Source organism: Nocardia sp. NPDC001965, assembly GCF_053594175.1.
The window spans coordinates 21,652-47,879 of record NZ_JBSFDZ010000002.1 but is presented as its reverse complement, the minus strand read 5'-3'; the positions used below and the strand labels follow the sequence as shown (position 1 = coordinate 47,879).

Sequence of the window (26,228 nt, the reverse complement as noted above, 5' to 3'; positions counted from 1 at the left end):
GATGCTGAGCACTTGTTTAGCATCGGCGTGCGGACAGTGTCAATACAGGATATGCCGTCTTCAAGAATTGAAATGTCGTTTTGCGGAAGTGGTATTCTCGCATGTTGAACCCTGGTTTTACGGCAACGCTGCGGTGCGGAGGTGGATATGCGCGACCTGGCCACGCATCTGATCCGATGGCATACCGAAGGCATCGCCTATGCCCTGGCGACCGTCGTCGCGGTCCGGGGGAGCGCACCGCTGCCGCCGGGGACGGCAATGGCGGTCGACGGGGCGGGCACGGTATGCGGGAGTCTGTCGGGTGGATGTGTCGAAGGCGCGGTCTACGAGTTGTGCACGGAGGTACTGGCTTCGGGAGTGCCTGCCCGGCAGACCTTCGGGTACAGCGATTCCGATGCCTTCGCGGTCGGGCTGACCTGCGGGGGTGAACTCGAGGTCGTGGTGGAGCGGATCGAAGCTCGGCAATATCCGGTGATCGAGGCCGCGCTGGATCCCGCCGAACCGGTGGCGCTGGTGCGCGATCTCGGCACCGGCGCGATGGCGGCCGTGACACTCCGGCGGGTGGTCACGGCCGACGGGGACTGGCCGGATCCGGTGGTGGAGCAGGCACGGGTGCTGCTCCACCAGGGTCTCGGTGCGCTGCGGGTGATCGGCTGCGGCGATTCGGCCCGCGAGATCTTCGTCGCCGTATTCACCGCACCGCCACGCATGATCGTGTTCGGGGCGAATGTCTTCGCGGCGGCGCTCTGCCGCGTCGGCACCTTGCTGGGGTACCGCGTCACCGTCTGCGAGGCCCGGCCGGCGTTCGCGGACCGGGCTCGGCTGCCGGCGGCCGACGAGGTGGTCACCGACTGGCCGGACCGCTATCTCCGCGATACCGCGTTGGATTCGCGGACCGTGCTGTGCGTTCTCACTCACGACCCGAAATTCGATATACCGGTGCTGGTGGAGGCGCTGCGCCGGCCGGTCGCCTATATCGGCGCCATGGGTTCACGCCGCGCGGATGCCGAACGGCGGGCCCGGCTGCGCGAAGCCGGTATCGGCGAAGATCAACTGGCCCGGTTGCGTTCGCCGATCGGTTTGCAGCTCGGCGGCCGGACGCCGGAGGAGACGGCACTGGCCATCGGCGCGGAGATCGTGGCCTTGCGGCACGGTGGTACGGCGCATTCGCTCTCGGCCACCCAGCGGCCGATCCATGCCGCCGCGCCGGGACTCCGCGAACCCGGTGACCCCGGCGCCGGTCGGGCCGGTGATCACCGCAGCAGATCCTGCGGGGTGTCGACATCCTCGGGTGAGCCGGTCCCGTCGCACGGGACCCGCTGAACCAGTTCGGGGTTCGCGGCCAGGAATTTCCGGGCGCCGATATCGCCGATCGCCGTGGCGGCCACCGCGGGGAAGTGTTCGGCGCCGAGCAGTACCGGATGCCCGGGACGGCCGTCATAGGTGGCGATCGCGAGGCGAGCACCGCAACCGCGGAGCCGGCGGACCGCCTCGGCGCCGAGCCACGGCATATCGACCGGGACGACCACGGCCGCGCTCTCGTGCACCGCCGCCAGCCCGGTGGTCAACGACGATCCCATCCCGGTCGCCCATCGCCGATTGTGCACCACCGTCGCGCCGGGTACCCGTAGTTCCACCGCGCCGTACACCACGATCACCCGGGCGCATCCGCCGTCACGTAACATCCGCACCGCCCGGTCGACCAGCCGCTCACCCTCGAACAGCACGTCTGCCTTGGGTTTTCCGAAACGCCTGCCGGCGCCCGCGGCCAGTACCAGCCCCGCGGTCGCCGCCGGTGTGGTTCCGGGATCCATCGCGCCGCTCAGTCCTCGGGCAGATCGATACCCAGCAGCGCTGCCTGGACCTGGTGCAGCCGGTCCACATCGCCGCGCAGGCCGGTCACGTTGTCCTGATACAGGAAGGCCTCACCCAGCCGCACCATGGAATAGGCGAGCAGGGAGCGTTCCAGCTGGGGTGCGTAGCCGTCCTGTTCCTCGGCTCGGGTGATGAGCCGTTCCACCGCCACGAGGATGCGCGGCTGGACCGGGCCGTCGCTCGAGGTGAGTATGCGCAGGCCGGCCAGTGGTTCGTTCTCGAAGTACTGGCGGAACGGCTCGTTGCCGGCCATCCAGCGGTTGACCCGGTCGAGAACGCTGAGGATGCGCCGGGCGCCGGCATCGCGGCGGCGGGCGTCCGCTCGTTCGATGAGGGATTCGAATTCCCCGGCCAGTACGGCGCCCAGGACGCCGTCGCGGGAGCCGAACCAGCGATAGATGGAGGCCCGGCTCAGTTTGAGCTGGGCGGCGATCGCCTGGACGTCGACCCGCTCGCCGGCCAGAAAGGCCTGTCGGGCCAGGGCGACAACTTCTTCACGAGTGGCCGAGGCCGGGCGGCCGGGCGGTCTGGAGGTGCGGCTGACGGTGGTCACCACGTTATGGTACACACAATGATTCGTGTATCTAAAACGGCGGAGTGCCAGGTCGCGGGCTGTTGATTCTAGTGTGGATCAGGCCGGTTGGGCCAGCGGGGACCGGGCCGACCAGCGACCGGCCTCCCGGGTGACGTGTACCGGATGATCGAACGCCGCGGAAATGTATGCGGTGGTGATGGTTTCGGCGGCGGGGCCCACGGCGACCGTACGGCCGTTCGCGATCAGTAACGCGTGGCCGGTCGTGGTGGGCAGCTCCTCCAGGTGATGGGTCACCAAGACCGAGGCGAGCTCGGGATGGGTCCGGTCCAGCGAATCGATCGTCTGCAGCAACTGTTCGCGAGCGGCCACATCCAGGCCGGTGGTCGGTTCGTCGAGCAACAGCAGGCGGGGGGCGGTGATCAGTGCGCGGGCGATCAGGGTCCGCCCGCGTTCGCCCTGGGAGAGCGAGAACCAGCTCCGGTCCGCCTTCGTGGCCATACCCACCGCGTCGAGCGCGGCCGTCGCGGCATCGATCTGATCCGGGGCCGGGGTCCAGCGCATCGGAGTGTCCACCGTGCCGGTGAGCCCCGTCAGCACGACCTCGTGTACGCGCAGCGGCGAACGCAGGGGATGACGGGGGTCGACATGCCCGATCGACCGCCGCAGCTTCTGTAACTCGACGCGGCCCAACTGTTCGCCCAGTACCCGGACGGTACCGGTGGTCGGATGCGTGACGGCGCCGCAGAAACCCAGCAGGGTGCTCTTGCCGGCGCCGTTCGGGCCGAGCAGGGCCCAGTGTTCACCGGCCCGGACCGTCAGCGAGATGCCGTCGATGATCTGGTTGCCGTCGCGACGGAAGGTGACGTCGGTCAGTTCCAGAACGGGGGCGTTCACGAGAAGGACTCCTTGATGGTGTGCAGATGGTCGCGGCTGAGTGCGGCCGCGGCGTCGGGATCACGCGCGGCAATGGCGGCGGCGAGCCGCTCGTGTGCCGCGTGGTCGGCGGGGGCGGAGGGTAGCGGGCGGATATGCAACATATCGATCATGGCCAGCCGCAGCCGGGGCAGGAATGTATCGAAGAGCTGGATGAGGATGTCGTTGTGCGCGGCCACGATCACCGCCCGGTGGAAGGCCATATCGGCGTCGACGTGCTCGGGCACCGAAAGTCCCGGTACCGCGCGGCCCGCCAGGGTGCGGCGGATGGTGCGCAGATCGGCGGGCGTCCGGCGGTGGGCCGCCAGGGCGGCGGCCTCGGTCTCGATGGCCATCCGGGCCTCGATCACCGTGGCGATACTCGCGCGCCGGACGACGATATCCCAGTCCTCGGTGATGTCCAGGGCGATGACGAACACCCCGGCGCCCTGCCGGCTGCTCAGCACCCCGCGGCCCGCGAGTTCGCGAATCGCCTCCCGCAGAGTCGAACGTCCCACACCGAGCTGGGCCGCGAGCGTGGTCTCGCCGGGGAGCCGGTGGCCGAGCGGCCACTCGCCGCCGCGGATCCGTGCCAGCAACAGCTCGGCCGTCTGCTCGGCCAGCGGAGACCTTCTCACCTGGGAAACCAATTCCGAACCTCACTACTTGTCTGAGGAGTCGTGTACAGTCTGCCATATGTCGCACCCGGAGCTTCTCCTCGACCGCCACGGCGGGGCCTGAACGATCGGCCGCCCCGCCGTGGGGTTGTCGTCGGCCGATCACCGTCGCGGAGACGGCCGCACGCACAGGAAGTCCGGGAAACCCCCATGACCACGCAGACCCATCCCACCATCGATACCCCCGCCGGGCCGGTTCCCGGTGATGCGCCGCGCTGGTACCGGCAGCGGTATTCGCAGCTGCCCTCACACCGGTATCGCGCCATCCACGACCGGGTGGAGGTGCCCGTCACCGAACGTCACTGGCCGCAGGCCCGGATCGACCGGGCGCCGCTGTGGGTCCCGGTGGACCTGCGCGACGGTAACCAGGCCCTCGCCGAACCCATGGACCCCGACCGCAAGATGCGGTTCTTCACCATGCTCGTGGCCATGGGTTACAAGGAGATCGAGGTCGGCTACCCGTCGGCGTCCAAGGCCGATTTCGATTTCGTCCGGAAGCTGGCCGATACCGGTTCGGTCCCACCGGATGTGACTCCGGTCGTGTTCACGCCCGCCCGCCGCGATCTGATCGCCCGCACGGTCGATTCGGTACGCGGGATGGACAACGAGGTGGTGATCCACCTCTACACCGCGACCGCTCCCATGTGGCGCGACACTGTCCTGGGCAAGGACGCCGCGGCCGTTCGGGAACTGATCCTCGCCGGTGCCCGCGATGTCCTCGAATTCACCGCCGACCTGCCCCGGGCGCGATTCCAGTTCTCCCCGGAGGTGTTCAACCAGACCGAGCCCGGGTACGTGCTCGATATCTGCGACAGTGTCACCGAGCTGTGGCAGGCCACACCGCAACGGCCGGTGACCCTGAACCTGCCGGCCACGGTGGAGATAGCGACCCCCAATGTGTACGCCGACCAGATCGAGTACATGCACCGCAATCTCGCCCGCCGCGACAGCGTGATCCTGTCGGTGCATCCACACAACGATCGCGGGACCGGTGTCGCGTGTGCCGAACTGGCGGTGCTGGCCGGGGCACAGCGGGTGGAGGGCTGTGTCTTCGGTAACGGCGAACGCACCGGAAACGTCGATATCGCGACCCTCGCCCTGAATCTGCACGCCCAGGGTGTGGATCCGATGATCGATTTCTCCGATATCGACGAGATCCGCCGCACGGTCGAGTACTGCACCCGGCTGCCGGTCCATCCCCGTCACCCCTACGTGGGCGATCTGGTGCACACCGCGTTCTCCGGTACTCATCAGGACGCGATCAAGAAGGGGTTCGCCGAACACCGCGCCCGGGCCGCCGCGACCGCCCGGGCCGAGGACGAGATCGAATGGCGGGTACCGTATCTGCCCATCGATCCCGCCGATATCGGCCGCAGCTACGATGCGGTGGTCCGGGTCAACTCACAGTCCGGTAAGGGCGGCATCGCCTATCTGCTGGCCACCGAACACGGCCTGGACCTGCCGCGCCGACTCCAGATCGATTTCGCCGGACGGGTACAGAGTCACGCCGACGGTACCGGCGGCGAGGTGAGCGCCACCGAATTGCGCACGCTGTTCGACGCGGCCTATGTCGATGTGGTCGAACCGCCGGATGTCGTGCTGAAGGATGTGCGGGTGACCGGCTCCGAGAATACTCCGGCCCTCGCTGTCGGGCTGGTGGTGGACGGCCGGGAATACCGGAGCGAGCACACGGGCGCCGACCCGGTGGCCGCGGTGGTCTCCGCGCTGGCGGCGGCCGGTCGCGAACTCGAGGTCCTGGGCGTGACCGGCCATCCGGTGGCCGGCCACGCGATCGCCTACCTCGAGTACCGGCGCGATGGACGGACCGGATGGTCTTGTGCGCGTGCCGATTCGGTGGAATCGGCAGAGATGGCGGCAGCGGTGCGCGCAGCGGGAACTTCCCGGGCTTGATCGGCAGTTCGCCCCACCCGGCTCAGTCGCCGGTACGTCCGTCGATCCGTTCGCGCAACAGATCGGCATGGCCGTTGTGTCGGGCGTACTCTTCGACGAGATGCAGATATACCCAGCGCAGGCTGTATTCGGTTCCGTTGGGAGGCCGGCAGCGGTGGTCGAGCGCCGGCTCGGCCACCGCTGCGTCGGCGAGCCGGATCTCCCGTCGGTACTCGGCGAGATCCGCAGCGGGATCGGCAGAATCGACATTGTCGAAATCGCCGTCGGGATCGGTGGTCGAGCAGTTGTTCTCCGGGCCGGAGCTGCCGAGACCGTAGGCTCAGAACCAGTTCTCTCGCATATCCAGGGTGGTGGTATCGAGATCGGCGAGCAGATCGAGTTGCGGGCCGGTCCGGGGGAGTTCGTGGCGGAAGAAGTAGCGGGCGGCGTGCCGCTTGCCGTCGTAGAAATCGCCGTCGCGGCCGTCGGCGGCGACCACCTGTGCCAGCCAGATCCAGGCCACCACATGGTGGCCGAAAGCCTCCAGATAGACCGAGCTGTTGGCCAGTGCCACCTCGATATCGCCGGCCGCGAACAGGCCGCCGGTGACCGCGACCAGCCGAGTCCAGGACCGGTCCAGCCGGTCGGCCAGTTCCGCGGCCGCACCGCCGAGTTCCTGTGCGGCCGCCATTGTCGCCCGGATGCGGGTATCGAGTTCACGCAGACTCGCGCCGGACTGCTGGGTCACCTTGCGGCCCAGCAGATCCAGCCCCTGGATTCCGTGGGTGCCCTCGTGGATCGGGTTGAGCCGGTTGTCGCGGTAGTGCTGCTCGACGTTGTACTCGCGGGTGTAGCCGTAGCCGCCGAGCACCTGGATGGCGAGATCGTTGGCGGTCAGGCACCACTGGGAGGGCCAGCTCTTGGCGATCGGGGTGAGGATATCGAGCAGCAGGGTCAGCGCGCGCCGCTCGTCGTCGGATTCGGCGGTGCGCTGTTCGTCGATGAGGCGAGCGCAGTACAGGACCAGGGCCAGGCCGCCTTCGGCGTAGCTCTTCTGCGCGAGCAGCATTCGCTTGACATCGGCGTGCTCGATGATCGGGCGCTGCGGTGCGGCCGGGTCGGCGGCGCCTTTGGTGCGCCCCTGCGGACGGTCGCGCGCGTAGTCGAGTGATTCGAGGAATCCGGTGTAGCCGAGCGCGGCGGCGACCAGCCCGACGCCGCTGCGGGCCTCGTTCATCATGTGGAACATGTATTTCAGGCCCTGATGCGGTTCGCCGACCAGGTAGCCGATCGCCCCGGGCGAGCCGTCCGGTGTCCAGCGGCCCTCGCCGAAATTGAGCACCGTGTTCACCGTGCCGCGGAAGCCCATCTTGTGGTTGAGTCCGGCCAGTGCCACATCGTTGCGTTCGCCGCGGACACCGTCCGCGCCCACCAGATAGCGCGGCACCACGAACAGCGAGATCCCCCGGGTGCCCGCCGGGCCGCCGGGGATCTTGGCGAGCACCAGGTGCACGATGTTCTCGCCGAGTTCGTGATCGCCACCGGAGATCCACATCTTGGTACCGAAGACCCGGTAGGTGCCGTCGTCGCGGGGTTCGGCCCGGGTGACGATATCGGCGAGTGAGGAACCGGCCTGGGGTTCGGACAGGCACATGGTGCCGAAATAGCGACCCTCGAGCATGGGCGGGACGAAACGCTGTACCACCTCGGCATCGGCGTGCGCGATGAGCAGATTGGCGTTGCCGATGGTGAGTAGCGGGTAGGCGCTGGTCCCGGGATTGGCGGCATGGAACCAGGCGAAGGCCGCCTGGGCGACCGCGGCCGGGAGTTGCGCGCCGCCGAGATCGGCGTCCATGGTCGCGCCGACCATGCCGGCCTCGGCGAACGCGGCCAGGGCCGCGCGGACCTCCGGGATGATGGTGACCGTTTCGCCGTCGAAAGTGGGTTCGTGGGCGTCGTTGAGCTTGTTGTGGGTGGCGAAGTACTTGGTGGCCAGCTGTTCGCTCAGTTCGAGTATCGCGTCGAAGGTTTCGCGTGAATGGTCGGCGAAGCGCGGTCGCCGGGTCAGTTCTTCGACGTCCAGCCATTCGTAGAGCAGGAATTCGAGGTCGCGCCGGGACAGCAGAGTAGACCGCATAACCACCCTTTCGGTACAAGTTATCGTCAGAGTATCAAATACCGGTGGTGGTGGAGGTCTCGGATCCACGGCTTCTCACCGCTTGTTCGCGGGTGGCGCGCAGGGGGAAGCCGTGATCTGTGCCCGGTCGTCCGCGCTGGTCCCAGAACCATTTCATATCGTCCCAGGTGAGGAAGTCACCCTGGGCGAACCGCCGGTACGAACCGGTATCGAAGGCGGCATCGGTGACGGGATGGAACAGCACCTACTGTACGAAGGAGATATCGCCGCGTTCTTTCGCCGTCGAGGTCACCGCGATCGCCATGTCACCGCCGACCGAATCGCCTGCGATCGCATCCGCGCCGGGTCCATACCTTTCTCCGCACCGCGTGTGCTCACCCACGGGGCGATCCGGTAGGACTGTTCGTCGGCGACGGGGTAGCGCCCATCGGGAGAGCGACCGTACTCCGGGGGAAAACGACAGCCGCGCCGACCCGACGGCGAGACGAAGTCGAGGGCCGTCACCCCGTCGAAGTTCGGGACGCCGATACGCCCTCGGAGTGAGTCGATCGCGTCGGAAACCATGCCGCGGAGCATGCGTGGAGTCACGGCTCCAGAACAAGCTGTGTGGGGCATATCGCAGCAGATCGGGACGGTCAGCGCATGGGACGGCCACGACAGTGCGGCGAGTCGCGCTCACTGGACACGGTGGCCGAACTGTTCTGGCCGCACCGGTTCGACGAGACGTCGGTAGGCGATGGGTCGGCGGCGACCGGGTCGGCAATTCTCGCGGCCACGACCCGTCGTCCGAGTACCGGCCGGGGCTGTCGACCGGGCCGAGTCCGGACAGCGTCAGGCCGACACTCGCCGGTAGAAGTCGATCTGATCGGCGACGACGATCTCCCGGAGTCCCGGGTCGGTATAGAAGCCGAAATGCGTACCGGGGTAGACCCGCAACGCGCCCTCTCGGGCAACGTCGGCAAGTTGGCGGCTCGCGGAAACGGGTGTCTCGCGGTCATCGGCGGCGGCGCAGACCAGTAGCGGGCAGTGCAGTCGCGCGGCCGAATCAGCCGGCCGATAGCGCATCATCGCCAGCAGCGCACGCGGTGCAACGATATTGCGCCACAGACTTTCCCGGCCTCCGGTGAGTGTCCGGATGTGGTGGTCTGCCTCGGCAGTCGCGGCCACCGCGAGTTCCCCGGGTTGCCCGACCATCGGTATGTAATAGGGCGTCGCACCGGCCAGGCCGCGCAGCCGATCGAACAGGACAGCGCCCAGCAGCCTCGCGGTGTCGCGGGTGCGCCGCCCTTCGACTCGTTTCGGGAATCCGTTGAACGGGATCTGCGCGACCACCGCCCTGATCCGCCGGTCACCTGCTGCGGCGACGATCATATGGGCTCCGCCCAGCGAATTGCCCCACAGTAGAATACGGTCTGCGTCGATTCGCTCATGGGCGCGGGCGAACGCGATAGCGGCGCGTATATCTCCGAGTTGACCGGCCAGATCGGGTACCTGCCGTGGCTCCCCGGCGCTTTCGCCGAAGGTTCGGTAGTCGAATACCAGGGCGGCGAAGCCCGCCGCGGCGAACCGTTCCGCGTATTCGAACAGTCGATCCATAGTTCCGCTGAATCCGTGACACAGGACGACGCACGCCAGAGACTCGGTCCCGCCGGGCAGATAGAGATTTCCGGCGCACCGGATACCGTCGGCATCGAACGAAACCCTGGTGCGCATATGAACCATCCCTACGGCAATAGACTGACTGGCGGTAAGCACTGTAGCGAAAATACTGACCATGGGTAAGTGGTGAAATGACTTTCGAGCGAATCCTGGACGCGGCACGGATCCTGTTCGCCGCCCGCGGCTACCGGGCGACTTCCATGCAGGCGATCGCCGACGAGGTCGGTATCACCAAGGCGGGCCTCTACTACTACTTCGACTCCAAGGACGCGATTCTGCACCAGCTCACGGCGCCGCTGCTGGACGAACTCGACGCGGCACTGGCCGCAGCCGAGGCGGCGCCGGAGCCCGAGGCGGTGCGCTGGCGGGCCATCGAGGGGTATGTGGATGTTCACCTGCGCCACAGGCACACCCTCACCATGCTCGTCCGGGATATGACCCTGCTGGTACAGGCGCCGGTCGGTGACCGGTTCCGGGCTGCGATCGCGCTCGCGAACGAGCTCGTGGCGGGCCCCGGAGCCGGAATCGAACAGCGAGTGCGGGCCTCCCAGGTGGTGGCAGGTCTCGCCGACCCGGTGGTGCTGTTCCGCGATGAACCGGTTGGCCGACTTCGCCGGTTGATCTTGGAAGGAGCCCGAGCGCTGCTGGGGGCGCCGACCGTGTCCCGCCCGCGTGGGCCCGCCGGGCGCGGTGGAGGGCGTCCGGCGAAGCTCACCGCCGCACAGGTCGAACAGGTGCGGTCGCTGTACGCCGCGGGCAACGATGCCGATGAGATCGCCACGCGGTTCGACGTGTCCCGAGCGACTCTGTACCGCTATCTCAAAACCAAGAAGTAACGAGATTTGATTATGAGATTACGAGAAATCGCGCCTGCGGTGCCCGTGTGCCCGGCCGCGTCAGCGGAGAAACGCAGTGATCAGTGGATTGGTTCGGTCCGGGCAGTCCTCGTGGACGGTGTGCCCGCAGCCGGCAATGTCGTCGTGTCGGCATTCGGGATCCGTGTCGCCAGTTCGTGGGACCGGGCGGCGGGCAGCCAGGTGTCCTCGGCGCCCCCACAGGATGAGGGAACCGGCTGACCGACCGGGGCTCGGCGCGCCAGGAGTATCCCCACAGGTCGCCGCCCGCGATCAGTACGACGGGCGGCCCCGTTCCGGTCCGGGTGTAGCGGAACTCGGCGCTCGCCCCACCCGCGAAGCCCGTGTCAGGCGCTTTCCTCCCGGGCCAGCAGTGCCAGGATCGTGGCGGCCATCGCAGCCGGATCGCCGTCCTCCGGGCGCAGTGCCAGCGCCGGGGCCGTCGGCGCCTCATATGGGTCGTCGATGCCGGTGAAACCCCGGACCTCCCCGGCCCGGGCCTTCGCGTACAGGCCCTTGGGATCCCGGGCCTCGCACACCGCGAGGGGGGTGTCCACGAAGACCTCGACGAAAGGGATCCCGGCGGTGGCGTGGGCGGTGCGCGCCCGCTCGCGATCGGCCCGGTAGGGACTGATCAGCGAGACGATGGCGACGGTACCGGCCTCGGCGAACAGCCGGGCGACCTCGCCCACCCGGCGGATGTTCTCGGTGCGATCGGCCGCACTGAATCCCAGATCGGAATTGAGCCCGTGACGCAGATTGTCACCGTCGAGGAGGAAAGCCGGGCGGCCGGCGGCGACCAGGCGTCGCTCGAGCTCCACCGCCACCGACGATTTCCCGGACCCCGACAGTCCGGTGAGCCAGACAGTCAGTCCACGGGTCGCGCGCTCGGACCGTTCGACGGCGCTGGCATGCCAGACCACCCGCGACGATGGCAGGCTGGGCCCGGTGATCATCCCGGCGCCCACGGTATCGCCGGTGACATCGTCCACCAGCAGGAAGCTGCCGGTGGTGCGATTGCGGCGATAGGGGTCGAACTGCAGCGGCTGCCGGGTCCGCAGCTGTACCCGGCCGATCTCGTTGAGCGACAGCGCGGTCGCGTTCTCGTCCCGGTGCAGGGTGTTCACATCGAGCCGGTAGTCCAGGGAACGGATCTGCGCGGGAACGCTGCGAGTGGTGTGGCGGACCGTGTAGGACCCGCCCGGGCGCAGCTGCGCCTCGTCGCTGAACCAGCACACCATGGTGTCCAGGTCACGGCTGACCTGGGGGCGGTTGGCGGGCCGGCAGAGCATATCGCCGCGGCCGATATCGAGCTGGTCGGCGAGTGCGACGGTGACCGCCTGCGGCGGGAACGCCTGGTCGAGCGGCACCCCGCCCGGTCCCCAGATACCGGTCACCGTGCTGGTGAGACCCGAGGGCAGCACGGTGATCTCGTCGCCGGGAGACCAGACGCCGCTGGCGACCGTACCGGCGTAGCCGCGGAAATCCGGGGTGTGACTGCGGATCACGTACTGCACCGGAAGCCGGGCGTCGATGAGATTGCGGTCCGAGGCGATATGCACCTCTTCGAGGTGGTGCAGCAGCGGGGTGCCCTCGTACCAGTCCATGGTGGCGCTGCGGTGCACGATATTGTCGCCGTGCAGCGCCGACATCGGGATGAAGGTCAGGTCCGCGATCTGCAGCCGCGACGCGAAACCGGCGAATTCCTCCCGGATCTCGGCGAAGCGCCGGGCGGAGTAGTCCACCAGATCCATCTTGTTGACGCACAGCACCAGGTGCGGCACACCCAGCAGTGATGCCAGGAACGCGTGCCGCCGGGTCTGTTCGACCACCCCGTGCCGGGCGTCGACCAGGATGAGCGCCAGATCCGCGGTGGAGGCACCGGTCACCATGTTCCGGGTGTACTGCACATGCCCCGGAGTATCGGCGATGATGAATTTGCGCCGGGGCGTGGCGAAGTAACGGTGTGCGACATCGATCGTGATGCCCTGTTCGCGTTCCGCGCGCAGACCGTCGGTGAGCAGGGCGAGATCGGGATAGTCCTGGCCACGCTCGCGACTGGTGCGCTCCACCGCGTCGAGTTGATCGGTGAACAGGGTCTTGGAATCGAAGAGGAGCCGACCGATCAGCGTGGATTTACCGTCGTCGACGCTGCCCGCGGTCGCAAGGCGCAGCAGGGTGCTCATCAGAAGTAGCCCTCTCGTTTACGGTCTTCCATCCCGGCCTCGGAGATCCGGTCGTCGGCGCGGGTCGCCCCGCGTTCGGTGACCCGTGCGGCCGCCACTTCGTCGACGACCTCGGCCGGGGTGGCGGCGGTGGATTCCACGCAGCCGGTGCAGGTGGCATCGCCCACGGTGCGGAACCGCACCAGGGCCTCGTGCGGTTCTTCGCCGTCGAGCAGGGTCAGGAACCTGGTGTGCGCCAGCAGCATGCCGTCGCGGTGCACCACCGGGCGGTGGTGCGCGTAGTACAGCGACGGCAGTTCGATGCCTTCGCTCGCGATATAGGTCCAGATATCGAGTTCGGTCCAGTTCGACAGCGGGAAGACCCGGATATGTTCTCCGGGCCGGTGTTTGCCGTTGTAGAGGTTCCACAGTTCCGGGCGTTGCCGGCGGGGGTCCCACTGGCCGTATTCGTCGCGGAAGCTGAAGACGCGCTCCTTGGCGCGCGCCTTCTCCTCGTCGCGCCGGGCGCCGCCGAAGACCGCGTCGAACCGGCCCTCGCGCAGCGAGCGCAGCAGGGTCGCGGTCTGCAACCGGTTGCGGCTGGCCCGGGGTCCGGTGTCCTCGGTGACGCGGCCGGCGTCGATATCGTCCTGTACCCGGCCGACGAGCAGGCGTAGGCCGCACTTCGCGACGGCCGCGTCGCGATACTCGATCACCTCGTCGAAATTGTGGCCGGTATCGATGTGCAGGATCGGGAACGGGACCGGGGCCGGCCAGAACGCCTTGGTGGCCAGATGCAGCATCACCACGGAGTCCTTACCGCCGGAGAAGAGCAGGACCGGACGTTCGAAAGTTGCGGCCACCTCCCGGAGGATGTGGACGGATTCGGCCTCGAGCGCGGCCTGATGCGAGAGTTCGTAGGTACTCGCCGCCGACTTCGTGTGCTGGCTCACGCCTAAAAACTAGAACACGTTTCATGTTCGGTCAACGGTTTCCCGGTGGACAACCGCCCGCCGCGGCGGTCACCGCGTCGGCGGCGGCCACCAGGGCGGTGCCCCGGCGGCCGATCTCAGCCCCGGTGATCGGTTTCCCGACGTACATGGTGAGCACGAGTTGCTGGCGGCCGTCCGCGTCGTAGGTCGGAGCGGCCAGCAGGCTCACCGGATGCTCTTTGCGGGGCCGCAGGTCGGAGCCCAGATAGACCCGTTCACCCAGAGTTGTCACCAGTTCGGCGACGGCGGTGCGCAACTGGTCGGGTAGGTCGGCCCCGGATACCCCGGCCAGCAGCGAGTACAGCCGCCGGCCCGCGCCGGTCATGCTCTCCACCAGGTAGCCGCGCTCCCGGCATTCGGCCACGATCCGGCGCAGCAAGGTCTCGTCCTGGTGCAGCGGGACCGTCGGCGCGGTACCCAGCCAGGCGTCGAAGGCGGCCTCGGTATCCCAGAGCACGTACATCAGCCCGACCGGCGGCGCGAACCGGTAGGTCGCCCCGACCTGCACCATCGCCGGGCCCGCGCTGTCCAGCACGCTGATCCGCTCGCCGACGACGGCCGAGGCCGTGCAGGTGGTGCCGTACGCCGCGCTCAGCCGTTCCAGTTCGGGGTGGGCGAGTGCCGCGATGGAGAAACTCTCCTGGGCCACCCGGCCCGCGGCGATCAGTGCCGGGCCGGGTCCGTACTCGCGGGTGCGCGGATCCCGGGTCAGATACCCCGCCGCCGTGAGCTCGGTGAGGATGCCCAGGCAGGTGGGTTTGGCGATGCCCAGGTCGCGGGCCATTTCGGAGAGTCCGGTGCGGCTGCCGCGGCGGGCGACGATGTAATCGAGCACCTGGACCACGCGCTGGGTGGGAGCGGAGCGCCGGCCGACCTCGCGAACCTCCGATATTCCTGCTGACATTGACCGCTCCTAGAACAGGTTCTAATCTTCTCGGTATCGCAATGTACCAGGGCGGTACATATATGGAACACCGGGAGTATCGTGCTGACCCAGCCGTTCGCGGACTCGATCGCCGCCGCCGAGGAAATCATCAAAAGCGCCCCGCATATCCGCACCGAACAGGATCTCGCCGAGGGCTACGACTACCTCGCGGGCAGCATCCGCGCCGCTGTCCAGATGTCGTGGGCCTTCGAGCGGGACTTTCCGTTCTTCGTCCAGTCCACCGGGCCCTACACCAAGATGGGCCTGGACAATCCGGACACCCTGTACTGGCACGCCAACCTGCGGCCCGATGCCGAATACGTAGTCACCGGGACCCGCGGCACCACCCGTGACCTGAGCTTTCAGGTACTCAACGGCAATTATTCGCCGACCGAGGTCCCCGGCGGGGAAACCGCCTTCGACGACCGGTCCATCGATATCGCCGCCGACGGCAGTTACGAACTGACCCTGGGCCCGGGCCCGGGCGGGCGCAACCACATCCAGCTCGCCGCCGACTCCACCATGCTCGCGGTCCGCGAGGTCTACGGCGACTGGGCCGGTGAGAAAGCGGGCACGGTCCGCATCCACCGGGTGGACACGGTGGGCTCGGCCCCGCCCGCGATCACCTCCGGCCTGATGGCCAAACGCTACGAAGTCGCGGGCAAGATGCTGGTGTCGCGGCTGAAGACCTTCCTGGCCTTCCCCGAATGGTTCTATCTGAACCTGCCGGTCAACACCATGACCGAACCGCGGCGCACCCCCGGCGGGCTGTCCACGCAGTTCTCCTCGGTCGGTCACTACGATCTCACCGACGACCAGGTGATGATCCTGACCGTGCCGAAATCCGATGCGCCCTACCAGGGCTTCCAGCTCGGCAGCATGTGGTATCTGTCGCTGGACTACATCAACCACCAGACCAGCCTCAACGCCGATCAGGCGAACGTCGATCCGGACGGGATGATCCGGCTGGTCGTCAGCGAACGGGATCCGGGTCTGGTCAACTGGATCGAACGCACCGGGCACGATCGCGCCTACCTGCAGTTCCGCTGGCAGCGGCTGTCCCGTGAGATGACGCCCGAGGACGGCCCGACGGTCGAACTGGTGTCCTTCGACGAACTCCCGGATCGGCTGCCCTATTACAAGGAATCGCGGATCACACCGCAGGACTGGCAGACCCGGATCGCCGGGCGCCAGGCCGCGGTGGCGGAGAGGATGCTCGGCTGATGCTGTTGCAGGACAAGGTCGTCGTGGTCTCGGGCATCGGCCCCGGACTCGGGCAGGCGATCGCGGTGCAGAGCGCGAAGGCCGGCGCCGACGTGGTGCTGGCCTCGCGGACCGAGAAGCGGCTGCGCACAGTCGCGGCCCGGATCGAGGAGATGGGCCGCCGGGCGCTGGTGGTGCCGACCGATATCACCGACGAGGCGGCCGCCCGACATCTCGTCGAAGTCGCCCGCGCGGAGTTCGGCCGGGTCGACGCGCTGGTCAACAATGCCTTCGCCATGCCGCCGATGGTCGACCTCGCCGAGGTGGACTTCGACGATCTGCGGTCCAACCTGGAAACGAATGTATTCGCCGCCCTGCGGTTGACCCGCCTGTTCGCTCCGGCCCTGGCCGAGAGCAAAGGGTCGGTGGTGATGATCAACTCGGCCGTCCTGCGGCACTCCCGGCAGCCGTACGGCCCGTACAAGATGGCCAAGACCACCCTGCTCGCGCTCGCGCAGAGCCTGGCCACCGAACTGGGCCCGCGCGGTATCCGGGTCAATTCCGTGGCGCCGGGCTGGATCTGGGCCGACACCCTGAAATGGTATTTCGACCACCTGGCGAACGAGCGCGGGGTGAGTGCCGACGATATCTACACCGAGACGGCCGCCGATATCGACCTGCGCCGGCTGCCCGAGCCCGACGAGATCGCCGACGCCGTCGTCTTCTTCGCCTCCGAGATGTCGCGGGCGATCACCGGAACCTGTCTCGACGTGAACTGCGGCGAATTCCATCACTGAGGAGTAACGAGAAATGATCGGCAGGGATGATGTCGGCACCATCGACGATCTGCATGCCTCCGCCACCAAGGTGGTCGGACTCGACGATTTCGGGGACGACGACTATCGCACCGGGCTGTCGGTGCTGCTCGATTCCTACGAGCACGACGCGGAACTCACCCCGTTCGGAAACAAGGTCACTCGCGCCCTGCTGCGCGGTGCCCTGATCGCCCGCGCTCTGAGCGAGGCCGGGTGGAAGCAATACCCGCAGCACGCCGATATCGCGGTCGACCGCCCGATCTTCGTCACCGGGCTACCGCGGTCGGGTACGACGGCAGTGCACCGCCTGCTCACCGCCGACCCCGGCCACCAGGGTCTGGAGATGTGGCTGACCGAGATGCCGCAGCCCCGTCCGCCACGGGAGACCTGGGAGCAGAACCCGGTGTTCGCGCGCCTGCAGGCCGGTTACGAGAAGCATCATGTGGAGCACCCAGAATTCATGGGTGTGCACCACATCTCCGCCGACCAGGTCGAGGAGTGCTGGCAACTGCTGCGACAGTCGGCGATGTCGGTCTCCTACGAATGCCTGGGCCATCTGCCCGGATATTCCGAATGGCTGCGGGATCAGGACTGGACACCGGCCTACGAACGGCATCGCCGGAACCTGCAACTGATCGGGCTCAACGATCCCGGCCGCCGGTGGGTGCTGAAGAACCCGAGCCATCTGTTCGCCCTCGACGCGCTGCTCGCGGTGTATCCGGATGCGCTGGTGATCCAGATGCACCGGCTGCCGCGCACCATCGTCGCCTCGGTGTGCAGCCTGAACGAACAGGCGACGGCGGGTTGGTCGGAGAAGTTCCGCGGGCCGGTGGTCGGTGCCGCACAGCTCGAACTGTGGTCACGTGGCGCGAAGACCTTCCTGGCCGACCGCGAGAAGCATCCGGCTGCGCAGTTCTGCGATGTGTACTACGAGGATTTCGTCATCGATCCGATCGGCACGGTCGAAAAGATCTACACACAGTTCGGAATCGAATTCACCGACGTGGCTCGGGAGCAGATGACCACGCTGCACGGTGAGTCCACCTCCGGCGCCGCGCGGCCGGCGCACAAGTATTCGCTGGCCGATTTCGGACTGGACCCGGACGAGGTGGACGCCGCGTTCGCGCCCTACCTCGAGGAGCACTACCCCGGCGGCAACCGGGAGTGATCACCGCCCGCGCGGTGGTGTGGGGTGTAGGCGCCCGGCATCACCGCGCAGGATGGTGCCGGCCCCGGGGCCACGAGGCAGGTTGTCCGGTCGCCGCGATCAGGGCTGGCCGGGTTTCAATACGATGAACAGGCCGTTGGCCTCGGCGCAGAGCCGGTCCCCGTCGTGCAGGGTCGCCTTGATCCACACCTTGCGGCCGTCCCGGCGTTCGGCCCAGGCGCGCAGCTGCAATTCCTTGTTCAACGGTGTGATCGACCGGTAGTCCACGGTGAGCGAAGCCGTCCGGGTCACCGCGCCGGAGTGCGCCGACCCCGCCAGACCCATCAGATCGTCGAAACCGAGCGAGATGTAACCGCCGTGCGCGGCCGCGTTCCCGCCGAGGTGGAAGGTCCGGTAGGTGATCCGGGCGTCCACGCCGTCACGGTCCACCTTGTCCACCCGATACGGCGGTAGCGTCACATTGCCGCGGGAGGGCAGATCGAATCGGGTCCAGCCCGGTGCGTCCCACTCCTCGCCGACGTAAGCGGCCAGCCGGTCGTTCAGCTTCTCCAGGATCCCGGCCGCCTCCTGCACCAATTCGTCCGGTGGCACGGTCAGCCGGGCGCGGTCCATGAGCGTGCGCACCTGTTCCACGAAGTCGCCGTAGTGCGGACCGCCGCGGCTGGTGTCGACGGTGCGGACCGCGTCCATCAACTCCGACATCGGCCGGAATCCGCCCTCGTGATGTTCGGCGTCGGGGAGGATGTTCCCGGCCTCGTTTTCGCTCATGAGAACACGTTATCGTCTCGACTGCGCTGGTGCGGTGACCGGGGCCGTCGCACGAGGTGCGCGACCGGGCTGCCGGCCCCGGCACGCGCCGCGTAGGCTACCGGATATCGGCGGCCGGGAGTACGCTTTTCGCCCGGTGGCCGAAGCTCGTTCGTGCGACGATTTCCGGACGGGAGTGAGTACGCACGCGGGCGGTCCGGGTCGGGCCGCGGGAGGACGACCATGCCGACGACACCACTGACGCACCAGAACTTCCAGACGGTGGTGGCCACCGATCACATAGTGCTGGTCGAGTTCTGGGCGAACCGGTGCGTCCGGTGCACCCGGTTCGCACCGGTTTTCGAGGAATCCGCACGGCTGCACCGCGATATCGTGCACGCCACCGTGGAAGCCGAAGCCGGACCCGCGCTCGCGGCGGCCGGGCAGGTGGACCGGTACCCATGGCTCATGGCGTTCCGGGAAGGGACGCTGGTGTACTCGAAGTCCGGGTTCCTGCCCGATAATCGACTCGAGGAGCTCGTTGCGCAGGTCCGCTGGATGGATATCGAGGAGTTCCGGCGCGAGAACGGTCTCCGGAAGCCCGCGGACGCCGGGCCCGTGGTGCCGCAACCGCAGTCCACGATCGGCCGCGCCCGGCCCGCACCCGGGCCGCAGGCCTACGGCCGGCCCGGACTACGCAGCGCGTGAAGAACGGACTCGAACCAGGACAGATCTTCGCCGGCTATCACATCGACCGGCTTCTGGGCGCCGGCGGTATGGGCGAGGTCTACCTCGCGCGCGACCGTGATCTGCCGCGACCGGTCGCGCTGAAGTTGCTGACGCCGATCGTCGGCGACGACCGTGATGTCCGGGCCCGGTTCCTGCGCGAGGCCGATACCGCGGCGCGGCTGTCGCATCCGAATATCGTCGCCGTGTACGCCCGCGGCGAGGAGCAGGGCCGGCTGTGGATGGCGATCCAGTACATCGAGGGCACCGATGTGGCGGCCGTGCTGCGGGACGGTCCGGTGCGGCCCGATCACGCGGTACGGATCCTCGAGGAGACGGCCCGGGCGCTCGATCACGCGCACGCCGCGGGTGTCCTGCACCGTGACGTGAAACCGGCCAATATCCTGCTCGCCTGGGGCGAGCAGCGACAGGTGTATCTCTCCGATTTCGGTATCGCCAAAGCGCTGGACCGCACCGACGGGCTCACCCGTACCGGAGAGCTGTACGCGAGTTTCCACTATGCGGCGCCGGAGCAGTTCGAGATGCGTCCCGATATCGACCGCCGAGCCGATGTGTACTCGCTGGGCTGCACCCTCTACTACATGCTGACCGCCCGATTGCCCTATCCGGCCACGACCACCGGCGCGCTCATCAACGCCCACCTCAACGCTCCGGTGCCGCGTCCCTCGGCCGTGGATCCACGGTTACCGTCCGGATTCGACGGGGTCGTCGCCCGGGCCATGGCGAAGAACCCCCACGAACGGTTCGGCAGCTGCGGTGAATTGGCGCTGGCCGCGCGTCGCGCGCTCACCGAACCCGCGGTGACGATGCCCGCCGCGCTCGTCGTTCCCGCCCCTGTGCCGACCGTTGCGGCGTCTTCTCCGGTTCGGCCGCGGCGGCTGCTGCCGGCCGCCCTCGCTGCCGTGGTCGTGGTCGCGGTCTTCGGCGCGGCCGCCTGGCTCACTGTCGTCCTGCGCGGGGGCGACGGCGCGGGGGCCGTCTCGCCGCCGGCCGGTGCGCAGGCGGCGGCCGAACAGGCCGCCTGCGAATACACCGCACTCGTCGCCAGCTACGACTACGACGATCCGGCCGACTGGGAACAGAAAGTGCAAGCCGGTGCCACCGGGCAGTGGAAGAGCCAGGCCGCGACTGTGCTGCCGATGGTGCGAGTACTGATCTCCTCGGATTCCGAGCGCTCCCGGGCCGGGGACACCAGCTGCGCGGCGACCATGGGCGAAGGTGACACCCGGGCCGATGTGCAGGTGCAGCTCACCACCCTGAATCAGGTACCGGGACAGGCGGAGACCACCCGGGAGCTCTCGGTGTCCGCCGTGATGGAACTCGTCGACGGGAAGTGGCTGTGCAGTGTCTTCAACGCACCCTTCATGCCGAGCTGAGCACCCTGTGATGGTTTGCACAGGGATGGAAAGGGGCATGGTCGATACCGTTCGGTTCGCTGCGCATATGCTGGCCGAGCTGCACGATGGAGGTAAGTCTTGACGGTCGAGGTGCTGGCCGACCCGGAGCCGGGCGGGTCGTGGCAGGTTACGCAATCCCCGGCCCGGCCTACGCCACCGGTGTCGATGATCGAGCGGATGACATTGATCCTGGACGCGTTCGAGCCGGCGACGCCGGTACTCACGCTCCAGGACCTGGTGGAACGCACCGGGTTGCCGCGTTCCACGGTCCACCGGATCCTGGACCAGATGATCAGATTGCGCTGGCTGGCCCACTATCCGGGCGGATATCGGCTGGGTCTGCGCACACTGGAACTGGGCGGGCTGGCCGCGGGTCACAACGAACTCCGCGCCGTGATCGGCCCCCTGCTGCACGAACTGTGCCAGCGGACCCTGTCGGTCGGGCATCTGGGCGTGCTGGACGGCCGTGACGTGGTCTATCTGGACAAGACCGGCGGCCGGCAGAGCGCGGCGGTGCCGACCCGGATCGGTGGCCGGCTCCCGGCGCACAGCACCGCGCTCGGTAAGGCGCTGCTCGCGAGCCTGGACCCCGGCGTGGTGGAAACCTCGCTGCGTGAACAACTTCCCCGGCTGACACCGCGCACCATCGGTGATCGGCTGGAACTGCACCGGGAGTTGGCGCGGATCCGCAGCAGACAGGGGATCGCCGTCGACAACGAGGAAGCGGTCGCCGGTATCGGGTGTGTGGCGGTTCCGGTACGTCGCCGTGGGGTCACGGTGGCGGCACTGTCGCTGTCCACTCGGATCGGCTCCGGCCGCCCGGCGATCGATACCGGCCGGCAGGCCCGGCAACTGGCGGCCCTGGCCGCGGAAGCCGGTCGCCTGCTCTCCCAGGACTGATGAAACGGGCCGGGCACCCACGGTGGGCGCCCGGCCCGAGTATCTCAGGCGCCGCCGAGGGATGCGGCCAGCGCGCGACCGGCGGTACGGCCGGAGAAGATGCAGCCGCCCAGGAACGTGCCCTCCAGGGCGTTGTACCCGTGAACGCCGCCACCACCGAAACCCGCCACCTCACCGGCCGCATACAGTCCGGGCAGCGGCGTCCCGTCGGGACGGATCACTCGCGAATCGAGATCGGTCTGCAGTCCACCCAGGGTTTTGCGAGTGAGGATATTGAGCCGGACGGCGATGAGCGGTCCGGCGGCCGGATCCAGGATCCGATGCGGTTTGGCGACCCGTGCGGTCCGGTCCCCGAAGAAGGTGCGCGCGTTGTGGATCGCCGAAACCTGTGCGTCCTTGGTGAACTTGTTGGTGATCTCGCGATCGCGGGCCACGATCTGCTCCTCCAGTGCGGCGCAGTCCAGTTGCGGGCCGCGGGCGAGCGCGTTCATCCCGTCGACGAGTTCGCGCAGCGTATCGGCCACCACGAAATCGACGCCGTGCTCCTTGAAGGCCTCCACCGGCTGCGGCGCACCCTTGGTGAACCGGCTGCGCACCGTGGTGAGCCGGTCCTTGCTGGTGATATCGGGGTTCTGCTCGGACCCCGAGAGCGCGAACTCCTTCTCGATGATCGACTGGGTGAGCACGAACCACGAATAGTCGTGACCGGTCGCCAAAATCGCCTTCATGGTCGCGTTGGTATCGAAACCGGGAAAGCACGGCGCCGGGAGCCGGCGGCCGTTCGCGTCGAACCACAGGGACGACGGCCCCGGAATGATGCGGATGGCATGGTCGGGCCAGATCGGATCCCAGTTGTTGACACCCTCGGTGTAGTGCCACATCCGATCGCGATTGACCAGCGCGGCACCTGCCGACTCGGCGATACCCAGCATTCGACCGTCCACATGGGCGGGTACCCCGGAGATCATGGTGCGCGGTGCGGGGCCGAGCCGTTCCACGGGCCAGTTCGCCCGGATGAGGTCGTGGTTGTGGCCGATACCGCCGGAAGTGACCAGCACCGCCGGCGCGCGGAACTCGAAATCGTCCACCACGGTGCGTGAGGTGGCCACCCCGCGGGCGAGTTCGGTCGGTTCGAGCACGCTGCCGCGCACCCCGGTCACCGCGCCGTCCTCGACGATCAGTTCGTCGACCCGATGGCGGAACGCGAACCGCACCAGGCCCTTGCGCTCGGCCTCCAGCACGGGGTTCAGGAACACTTCGAGCACACCCGGGCCGGTGCCCCAGGAAATATGGAAGCGCGGCACCGAGTTCCCATGACCGTCGGCGAGGGCGCCGCCGCGTTCGGCCCAGCCGACCAGCGGGGTCACCCGGAGTCCGAGGCCGTAGAGATAGTCGCGTTTCTCGGTGGCGGCGAACCGGACATAGGCCTCGGCCCACTGCCGGGCCCAGTGGTCCTCGTCGTCGCGGTCGAATCCGGCCGAACCCAGCCAGTCCTGAAGCGCCAGCTCGTAGGAGTCCTTGATACCGAGGCGCCGTTGCTCGGGGCTGTCCACGAAGAACAGCCCACCCAGCGACCAGAACGCCTGCCCGCCCAGGTTGTTGCGGTTCTCCTGATCGAGGACGAGCACCCGGTGCCCGGCCGCGGCCAGTTCATAGGTGGCGACCAGACCGGCCAGCCCGGCCCCGACGACGATGATGGGGTTCTCGTCGGCCGATACCGGGCCGGCAGCAGAGGTTTCGGACACGGTTCACCCTTCGCTCACGGTGGCTACGGGCCGGAATGTATCAGACGACCAGATCGGCCGGCCGACGATCAGGAAGGGCGTCGAGTCGGAAACTCGGCGGCCAGTTCGGTGAAGACGGCGCGGTTGAGTACGAAGGCGCGTTTGCCCTCGTCGAGGATGCGGCGCTGTTCGAGTTCGTCCACGCCGATACGGTCGAGCAGCGCCCGGTACTCGCGTTTGAACGCCGCGGGATTGCCGATGTCCTCGAAGACGTAGAACCGTACTCCGTCCCCGCGGTGGGGCAGATCCCACAGTTTCTCGGCACTGCCGCGGATCACCTGACCGCCCGAGAGGTCACCCAGATAGCGGGTGTAGTGGTGGGCGATATAGCCGCCCGGCCAGGTCCGAGCGCATTCCTCGATCCGCGCAGCGTAGGCGGCCGTGGCCGGTAGCGGTATCAGCCCGTCGCGCCAGCCCGACCCGGCCAGATGCGCGAGGTCCCGTTCCAGTTCCGCGGTGCGCGCCAGCTCCGGTTTGATGAACGGGCCGGCCACCGGGTCGGCGGCGAGCGCTTCGGCATGCGCCTCCAACGCCCGGTAGATGAACCACAGCTGACCGGTGTAGCGACGGTAGGAGTCGATACCGAGCGATCCGTCCAGCATCTCGGTGATGAAGGTCGAGTTCTCCGCCTCCTCGTGCTCGCGGGCGGTGGCCTCCCGGATACGAGTGGAGAACGAGGACACGGCCGGCTCGGTGGTTTCGAAAGTGTCCGGCATCGAGTGAACCTTCCTGCGGATGCGGTCCGGGCACCTCACCCGGTCCGATTGCACCGGTCGCGCGGTGTGGGGGCACACCACGCGACCGGGCGGTAGACAACCTGACGATACCGGTTCGAGAGCCCGGTCAGGGTTTCTCCGTCAGTGGCCGTCGGGGCGCAGCGCGGCCGGTAGCGGTTCGGTCGGCGCGAGCCGCGACTCCGCCGCACCCACACTCACGGGATCGCCCGGGCCGGGCCCCGCCGGGTGCCCCGAAACGATGATCGGCATCGCCAGGGTGGGCGCGATGTCCTCGGGGACCCCCGGGCCCTCGGCCGGCAGCAGCAGCGGATTCGCCGAGACCACCGGCAGTTCCAGCATGTCGGCCGGCAATGCCGCCGGCGTTGCCTCGGGCAGTGCCACGGGCGGAACCAGCGGCGCCGGTTCCAGATCGTGGCTCCAGCCCCCGTGATCGAACCCGGGGACCGGGGCGCTGCCCCGTTCGGCGAGTTTGGGCACCTGGGGCAGCTGCCCGGCCGCGGGCAGGCTGAGGGACAGATCCCGCGATGCTTCCGTGGTGGGCGTGGAATGCTGTACGGGGACCCGCACCGGATGGCGTCCCGGCACCGTGCCCACTCGTTTGCCGAGGTTCACCGTCGGCCGCCGCTTGCCCAGGTTCACCGTCGGCCGCCGTTTGCCGAGGTTCACCGTGGGCCGCCGCTTGCGCTTGACCACCGGACGACGCAGCGTGCCGAACTTGCGCAGCACCGTCGGGCGGTTCACCGTCCGGTCGAACCACTCACCGAGCGTGACACCGCCGGCCAGTGCGCAGCCGATACCGAAGGCCGCCAGCAGTTGGTTCGCACCGCGCGCCAGTTCGTCGTTCAGCAGCCCGTACAGCCCCCGGTAGATGCTCAGGCCGGGCAGTAGCGGGGTGATCCCGGCGAGTGCGACGACCAGCGGCGGGGTGAGCGCCCGGCGGGCGAACAGACCACCGACGAGACCGATCACGATGGCGGCCGCACCGGCGGCGACCACCGGACCGAAACCTGCCGTGATCACCAGCAGATAGCAGATGGTGCCCATTGCGCCGCTACCCGCCGCGGCGGCCAGTGCGCGCCGCTCGGCGTAGCAGGCCAGCGCGAACGCCGCCGCGGCGGCGGCACCGGCCACCACCTGCACCGGCAGATTCGTCAGCCCGTGTCCGGGGCTGAGGTCCAACGGCACGGTGGCGTCGAACATTTCGCCGATACGCAGGGTGAGGGCGATACCGGCGATGATCCCGCCGGTCATCATCAGCAGTTCGAGCATGCGCGCGGCCGCCGTGATCGGCGCACCCGTGATGGCGTCCTGCACCGAGCCGACCAGGCTCAGCCCACTGAGCAGCACGGTGATCCCGGCCGCGATGATCAGCGTCGGGCTGACCGAGATCCCCAGCGGCCCGGCGAAGGCGGCGAGCACCACCGCCGGTGCCGCGGCGATGGCACCACCCACCAGATGCTGGAAGAAGAACGGCAGGCCGTGCCGGTTGAGCATGCGGTTGGTCCGGTCGATCACCGCCGTGGTGACGAAACTGAGTGCCGCGACCAGGAACCCGCCGCCCAGCAGCAGCGAGATCGCGGCCGCCATGAACGACCAGCCGAAGGTGGCGGTCCACCGCTTGTAGGGGTGCGGCGCCGTGGTGATGGCGTCGAGCGCCCGGCGCGCCTCGTCGGGCGGGAGGATATCGCGCCGGATCCGCCGGGTGAGCCGGTCCACGGCGGCGAGCCGGGTGAAATCGAGCGAGCGGTACTGCACGACCCGCATCGAACTGGCCGACGGCAGCCGCGCACCGCGATGCGCGTAGATACGGATGGAGTTGTAGGTGACCTCGACATCACAGGCCGACAGACCGTAGGTGGCGGCGATGAACCGCACCGTGGTCTCGGTATCGGTCACCGCCGAACCGGATGCCAGCACGACCTCACCCATCCGGACCGCCAGATCGAGCACTTCGGCCACCGCGGCGTCATCGGAGAGATCGATGGGCTGCAACGGCGCCGGCGCGGACACGATCGTGTCCGCGGTGGCGGGGCGATCGGCGACCAACTTGTTGATGGCACCGGTGAGGACGGGCAGGCGCAGGGGGTTACGCCGCGAGTCGGCGTAGCC

The 26,228-nt window shown here is 68.2% G+C and carries 22 protein-coding genes and 2 pseudogenes; 9 read left to right on the top strand and 15 right to left on the bottom strand.

The window, feature by feature from the left end; all coding sequences use genetic code 11:
• Positions 1–147: 147 nt before the first annotated feature.
• Positions 148–1,323 carry an XdhC family protein gene (locus ACWCPQ_RS04095; RefSeq protein ID WP_449894514.1) on the top strand — a complete coding sequence of 392 codons (1,176 nt, stop codon included), beginning with the start codon at positions 148–150 and terminating at the stop codon, positions 1,321–1,323.
• On the opposite strand, the gene ACWCPQ_RS04090 is transcribed toward ACWCPQ_RS04095, so the two are convergent.
• From ACWCPQ_RS04090 to ACWCPQ_RS04075, 4 genes are all read right to left on the bottom strand, one after another.
• On the bottom strand, positions 1,254–1,814 hold the full coding sequence (locus tag ACWCPQ_RS04090) for a nucleotidyltransferase family protein (protein ID WP_449894513.1): 561 nt from the start codon (positions 1,812–1,814) through the stop codon (positions 1,254–1,256). The two genes, ACWCPQ_RS04095 and ACWCPQ_RS04090, sit on opposite strands and share 70 nt — an antisense overlap.
• A gap of 8 nt (positions 1,815–1,822) precedes the next feature.
• Positions 1,823–2,428, bottom strand: coding sequence for a QsdR family transcriptional regulator (locus tag ACWCPQ_RS04085; protein WP_449894511.1), 606 nt, complete (start codon positions 2,426–2,428; stop codon positions 1,823–1,825).
• A 78-nt stretch (positions 2,429–2,506) separates the two neighbouring features.
• Positions 2,507–3,304: an ABC transporter ATP-binding protein gene (locus ACWCPQ_RS04080; RefSeq protein WP_449894509.1), complete on the bottom strand. Its 798-nt coding sequence runs from the start codon at positions 3,302–3,304 to the stop codon at positions 2,507–2,509.
• Positions 3,301–3,972, bottom strand: coding sequence for a FadR/GntR family transcriptional regulator (locus tag ACWCPQ_RS04075; protein ID WP_449894507.1), 672 nt, complete (start codon positions 3,970–3,972; stop codon positions 3,301–3,303). The genes ACWCPQ_RS04080 and ACWCPQ_RS04075 overlap by 4 nt, the downstream gene beginning before the upstream one ends.
• 177 nt (positions 3,973–4,149) lie before the next feature.
• Here ACWCPQ_RS04075 and ACWCPQ_RS04070 point away from each other — a divergent pair, with 177 nt between their 5' ends.
• Positions 4,150–5,910 (top strand): 2-isopropylmalate synthase, encoded by a 1,761-nt coding sequence (locus tag ACWCPQ_RS04070; RefSeq protein ID WP_449894505.1) that lies wholly within the window; start codon positions 4,150–4,152, stop codon positions 5,908–5,910.
• A gap of 22 nt (positions 5,911–5,932) precedes the next feature.
• Here the strand turns inward: ACWCPQ_RS04070 and ACWCPQ_RS04065 are convergent.
• The 4 genes and pseudogenes from ACWCPQ_RS04065 to ACWCPQ_RS04050 all read right to left on the bottom strand — a co-directional run.
• Positions 5,933–6,196 (bottom strand): annotated as a pseudogene (locus ACWCPQ_RS04065) (mycothiol transferase); the annotation flags it as partial.
• 33 nt (positions 6,197–6,229) lie between these two features.
• Positions 6,230–8,026, bottom strand: coding sequence for an acyl-CoA dehydrogenase (locus ACWCPQ_RS04060; protein WP_449894503.1), 1,797 nt, complete (start codon positions 8,024–8,026; stop codon positions 6,230–6,232).
• Between the two features lie 34 nt (positions 8,027–8,060).
• The gene (locus ACWCPQ_RS04055) at positions 8,061–8,270 is read right to left on the bottom strand and encodes a hypothetical protein (RefSeq protein WP_449894502.1); all 210 of its coding nucleotides are present in this window, start codon (positions 8,268–8,270) and stop codon (positions 8,061–8,063) included.
• 587 nt (positions 8,271–8,857) lie between these two features.
• Complete coding sequence (locus ACWCPQ_RS04050; RefSeq protein WP_449894500.1) at positions 8,858–9,739, bottom strand: alpha/beta hydrolase; 882 nt, start codon at positions 9,737–9,739, stop codon at positions 8,858–8,860.
• Between the two features lie 77 nt (positions 9,740–9,816).
• On the opposite strand from ACWCPQ_RS04050, the gene ACWCPQ_RS04045 reads away from it, so the two are divergent.
• Positions 9,817–10,521, top strand: a complete 705-nt coding sequence (locus tag ACWCPQ_RS04045) for a TetR family transcriptional regulator (protein ID WP_449894498.1) — start codon at positions 9,817–9,819, stop codon at positions 10,519–10,521.
• Between the two features lie 365 nt (positions 10,522–10,886).
• On the opposite strand, the gene cysC is transcribed toward ACWCPQ_RS04045, so the two are convergent.
• The 3 genes from cysC to ACWCPQ_RS04030 are packed head-to-tail and all read right to left on the bottom strand — an operon-like array spanning position 10,887 to position 14,600.
• Positions 10,887–12,725 (bottom strand): adenylyl-sulfate kinase, encoded by a 1,839-nt coding sequence (gene cysC, locus ACWCPQ_RS04040; RefSeq protein ID WP_449894496.1) that lies wholly within the window; start codon positions 12,723–12,725, stop codon positions 10,887–10,889.
• Entirely contained in the window at positions 12,725–13,657 is a 933-nt protein-coding gene (gene cysD / locus ACWCPQ_RS04035; protein WP_449894494.1) for a sulfate adenylyltransferase subunit CysD, read from the bottom strand. The genes cysC and cysD overlap by 1 nt, the downstream gene beginning before the upstream one ends.
• Positions 13,658–13,688: 31 nt before the next feature.
• A complete protein-coding gene (locus tag ACWCPQ_RS04030) occupies positions 13,689–14,600 on the bottom strand; it encodes a helix-turn-helix domain-containing protein (protein ID WP_449894492.1) in 912 nt (303 codons plus the stop codon).
• Positions 14,601–14,681: 81 nt separating this feature from the next.
• Here ACWCPQ_RS04030 and ACWCPQ_RS04025 point away from each other — a divergent pair, with 81 nt between their 5' ends.
• From ACWCPQ_RS04025 to ACWCPQ_RS04015, 3 genes are read left to right on the top strand one after another with little or no spacing between them, the layout of a single operon-like run.
• Complete coding sequence (locus ACWCPQ_RS04025; RefSeq protein ID WP_449894490.1) at positions 14,682–15,845, top strand: hypothetical protein; 1,164 nt, start codon at positions 14,682–14,684, stop codon at positions 15,843–15,845.
• Complete coding sequence (locus ACWCPQ_RS04020; protein WP_449894488.1) at positions 15,845–16,621, top strand: SDR family oxidoreductase; 777 nt, start codon at positions 15,845–15,847, stop codon at positions 16,619–16,621. Before ACWCPQ_RS04025 ends, ACWCPQ_RS04020 begins: the two co-directional genes overlap by 1 nt.
• Before the next feature lie 13 nt (positions 16,622–16,634).
• Positions 16,635–17,807: a sulfotransferase family protein gene (locus ACWCPQ_RS04015; protein ID WP_449894486.1), complete on the top strand. Its 1,173-nt coding sequence runs from the start codon at positions 16,635–16,637 to the stop codon at positions 17,805–17,807.
• 99 nt (positions 17,808–17,906) lie between these two features.
• Here the strand turns inward: ACWCPQ_RS04015 and ACWCPQ_RS04010 are convergent, their stop codons facing one another.
• Positions 17,907–18,575, bottom strand: a complete 669-nt coding sequence (locus ACWCPQ_RS04010) for a PaaI family thioesterase (RefSeq protein WP_449894484.1) — start codon at positions 18,573–18,575, stop codon at positions 17,907–17,909.
• A 222-nt stretch (positions 18,576–18,797) separates the two neighbouring features.
• Between ACWCPQ_RS04010 and ACWCPQ_RS04005 the strand changes: the two genes are divergently transcribed.
• The 3 genes from ACWCPQ_RS04005 to ACWCPQ_RS03995 all read left to right on the top strand — a co-directional run bounded on the left by ACWCPQ_RS04005 (position 18,798) and on the right by ACWCPQ_RS03995 (position 21,598).
• Positions 18,798–19,262 carry a thioredoxin family protein gene (locus tag ACWCPQ_RS04005; protein ID WP_449894482.1) on the top strand — a complete coding sequence of 155 codons (465 nt, stop codon included), beginning with the start codon at positions 18,798–18,800 and terminating at the stop codon, positions 19,260–19,262.
• A complete protein-coding gene (locus tag ACWCPQ_RS04000) occupies positions 19,259–20,677 on the top strand; it encodes a serine/threonine-protein kinase (protein ID WP_449894480.1) in 1,419 nt (472 codons plus the stop codon). The genes ACWCPQ_RS04005 and ACWCPQ_RS04000 overlap by 4 nt, the downstream gene beginning before the upstream one ends.
• Positions 20,678–20,776: 99 nt before the next feature.
• The gene (locus ACWCPQ_RS03995; RefSeq protein ID WP_449894478.1) at positions 20,777–21,598 is read left to right on the top strand and encodes an IclR family transcriptional regulator; all 822 of its coding nucleotides are present in this window, start codon (positions 20,777–20,779) and stop codon (positions 21,596–21,598) included.
• Positions 21,599–21,642: 44 nt separating this feature from the next.
• On the opposite strand, the gene ACWCPQ_RS03990 is transcribed toward ACWCPQ_RS03995, so the two are convergent.
• The 3 genes and pseudogenes from ACWCPQ_RS03990 to ACWCPQ_RS03980 all read right to left on the bottom strand — a co-directional run.
• Positions 21,643–23,343 carry an FAD-binding dehydrogenase gene (locus ACWCPQ_RS03990; RefSeq protein ID WP_449894475.1) on the bottom strand — a complete coding sequence of 567 codons (1,701 nt, stop codon included), beginning with the start codon at positions 23,341–23,343 and terminating at the stop codon, positions 21,643–21,645.
• 68 nt (positions 23,344–23,411) lie between these two features.
• Positions 23,412–24,098, bottom strand: coding sequence for a biliverdin-producing heme oxygenase (locus ACWCPQ_RS03985; RefSeq protein ID WP_449894473.1), 687 nt, complete (start codon positions 24,096–24,098; stop codon positions 23,412–23,414).
• Between the two features lie 693 nt (positions 24,099–24,791).
• A pseudogene (locus tag ACWCPQ_RS03980) lies at positions 24,792–26,195 on the bottom strand (threonine/serine ThrE exporter family protein); the annotation flags it as partial.
• Between the last annotated feature and the right edge of the window lie 33 nt (positions 26,196–26,228).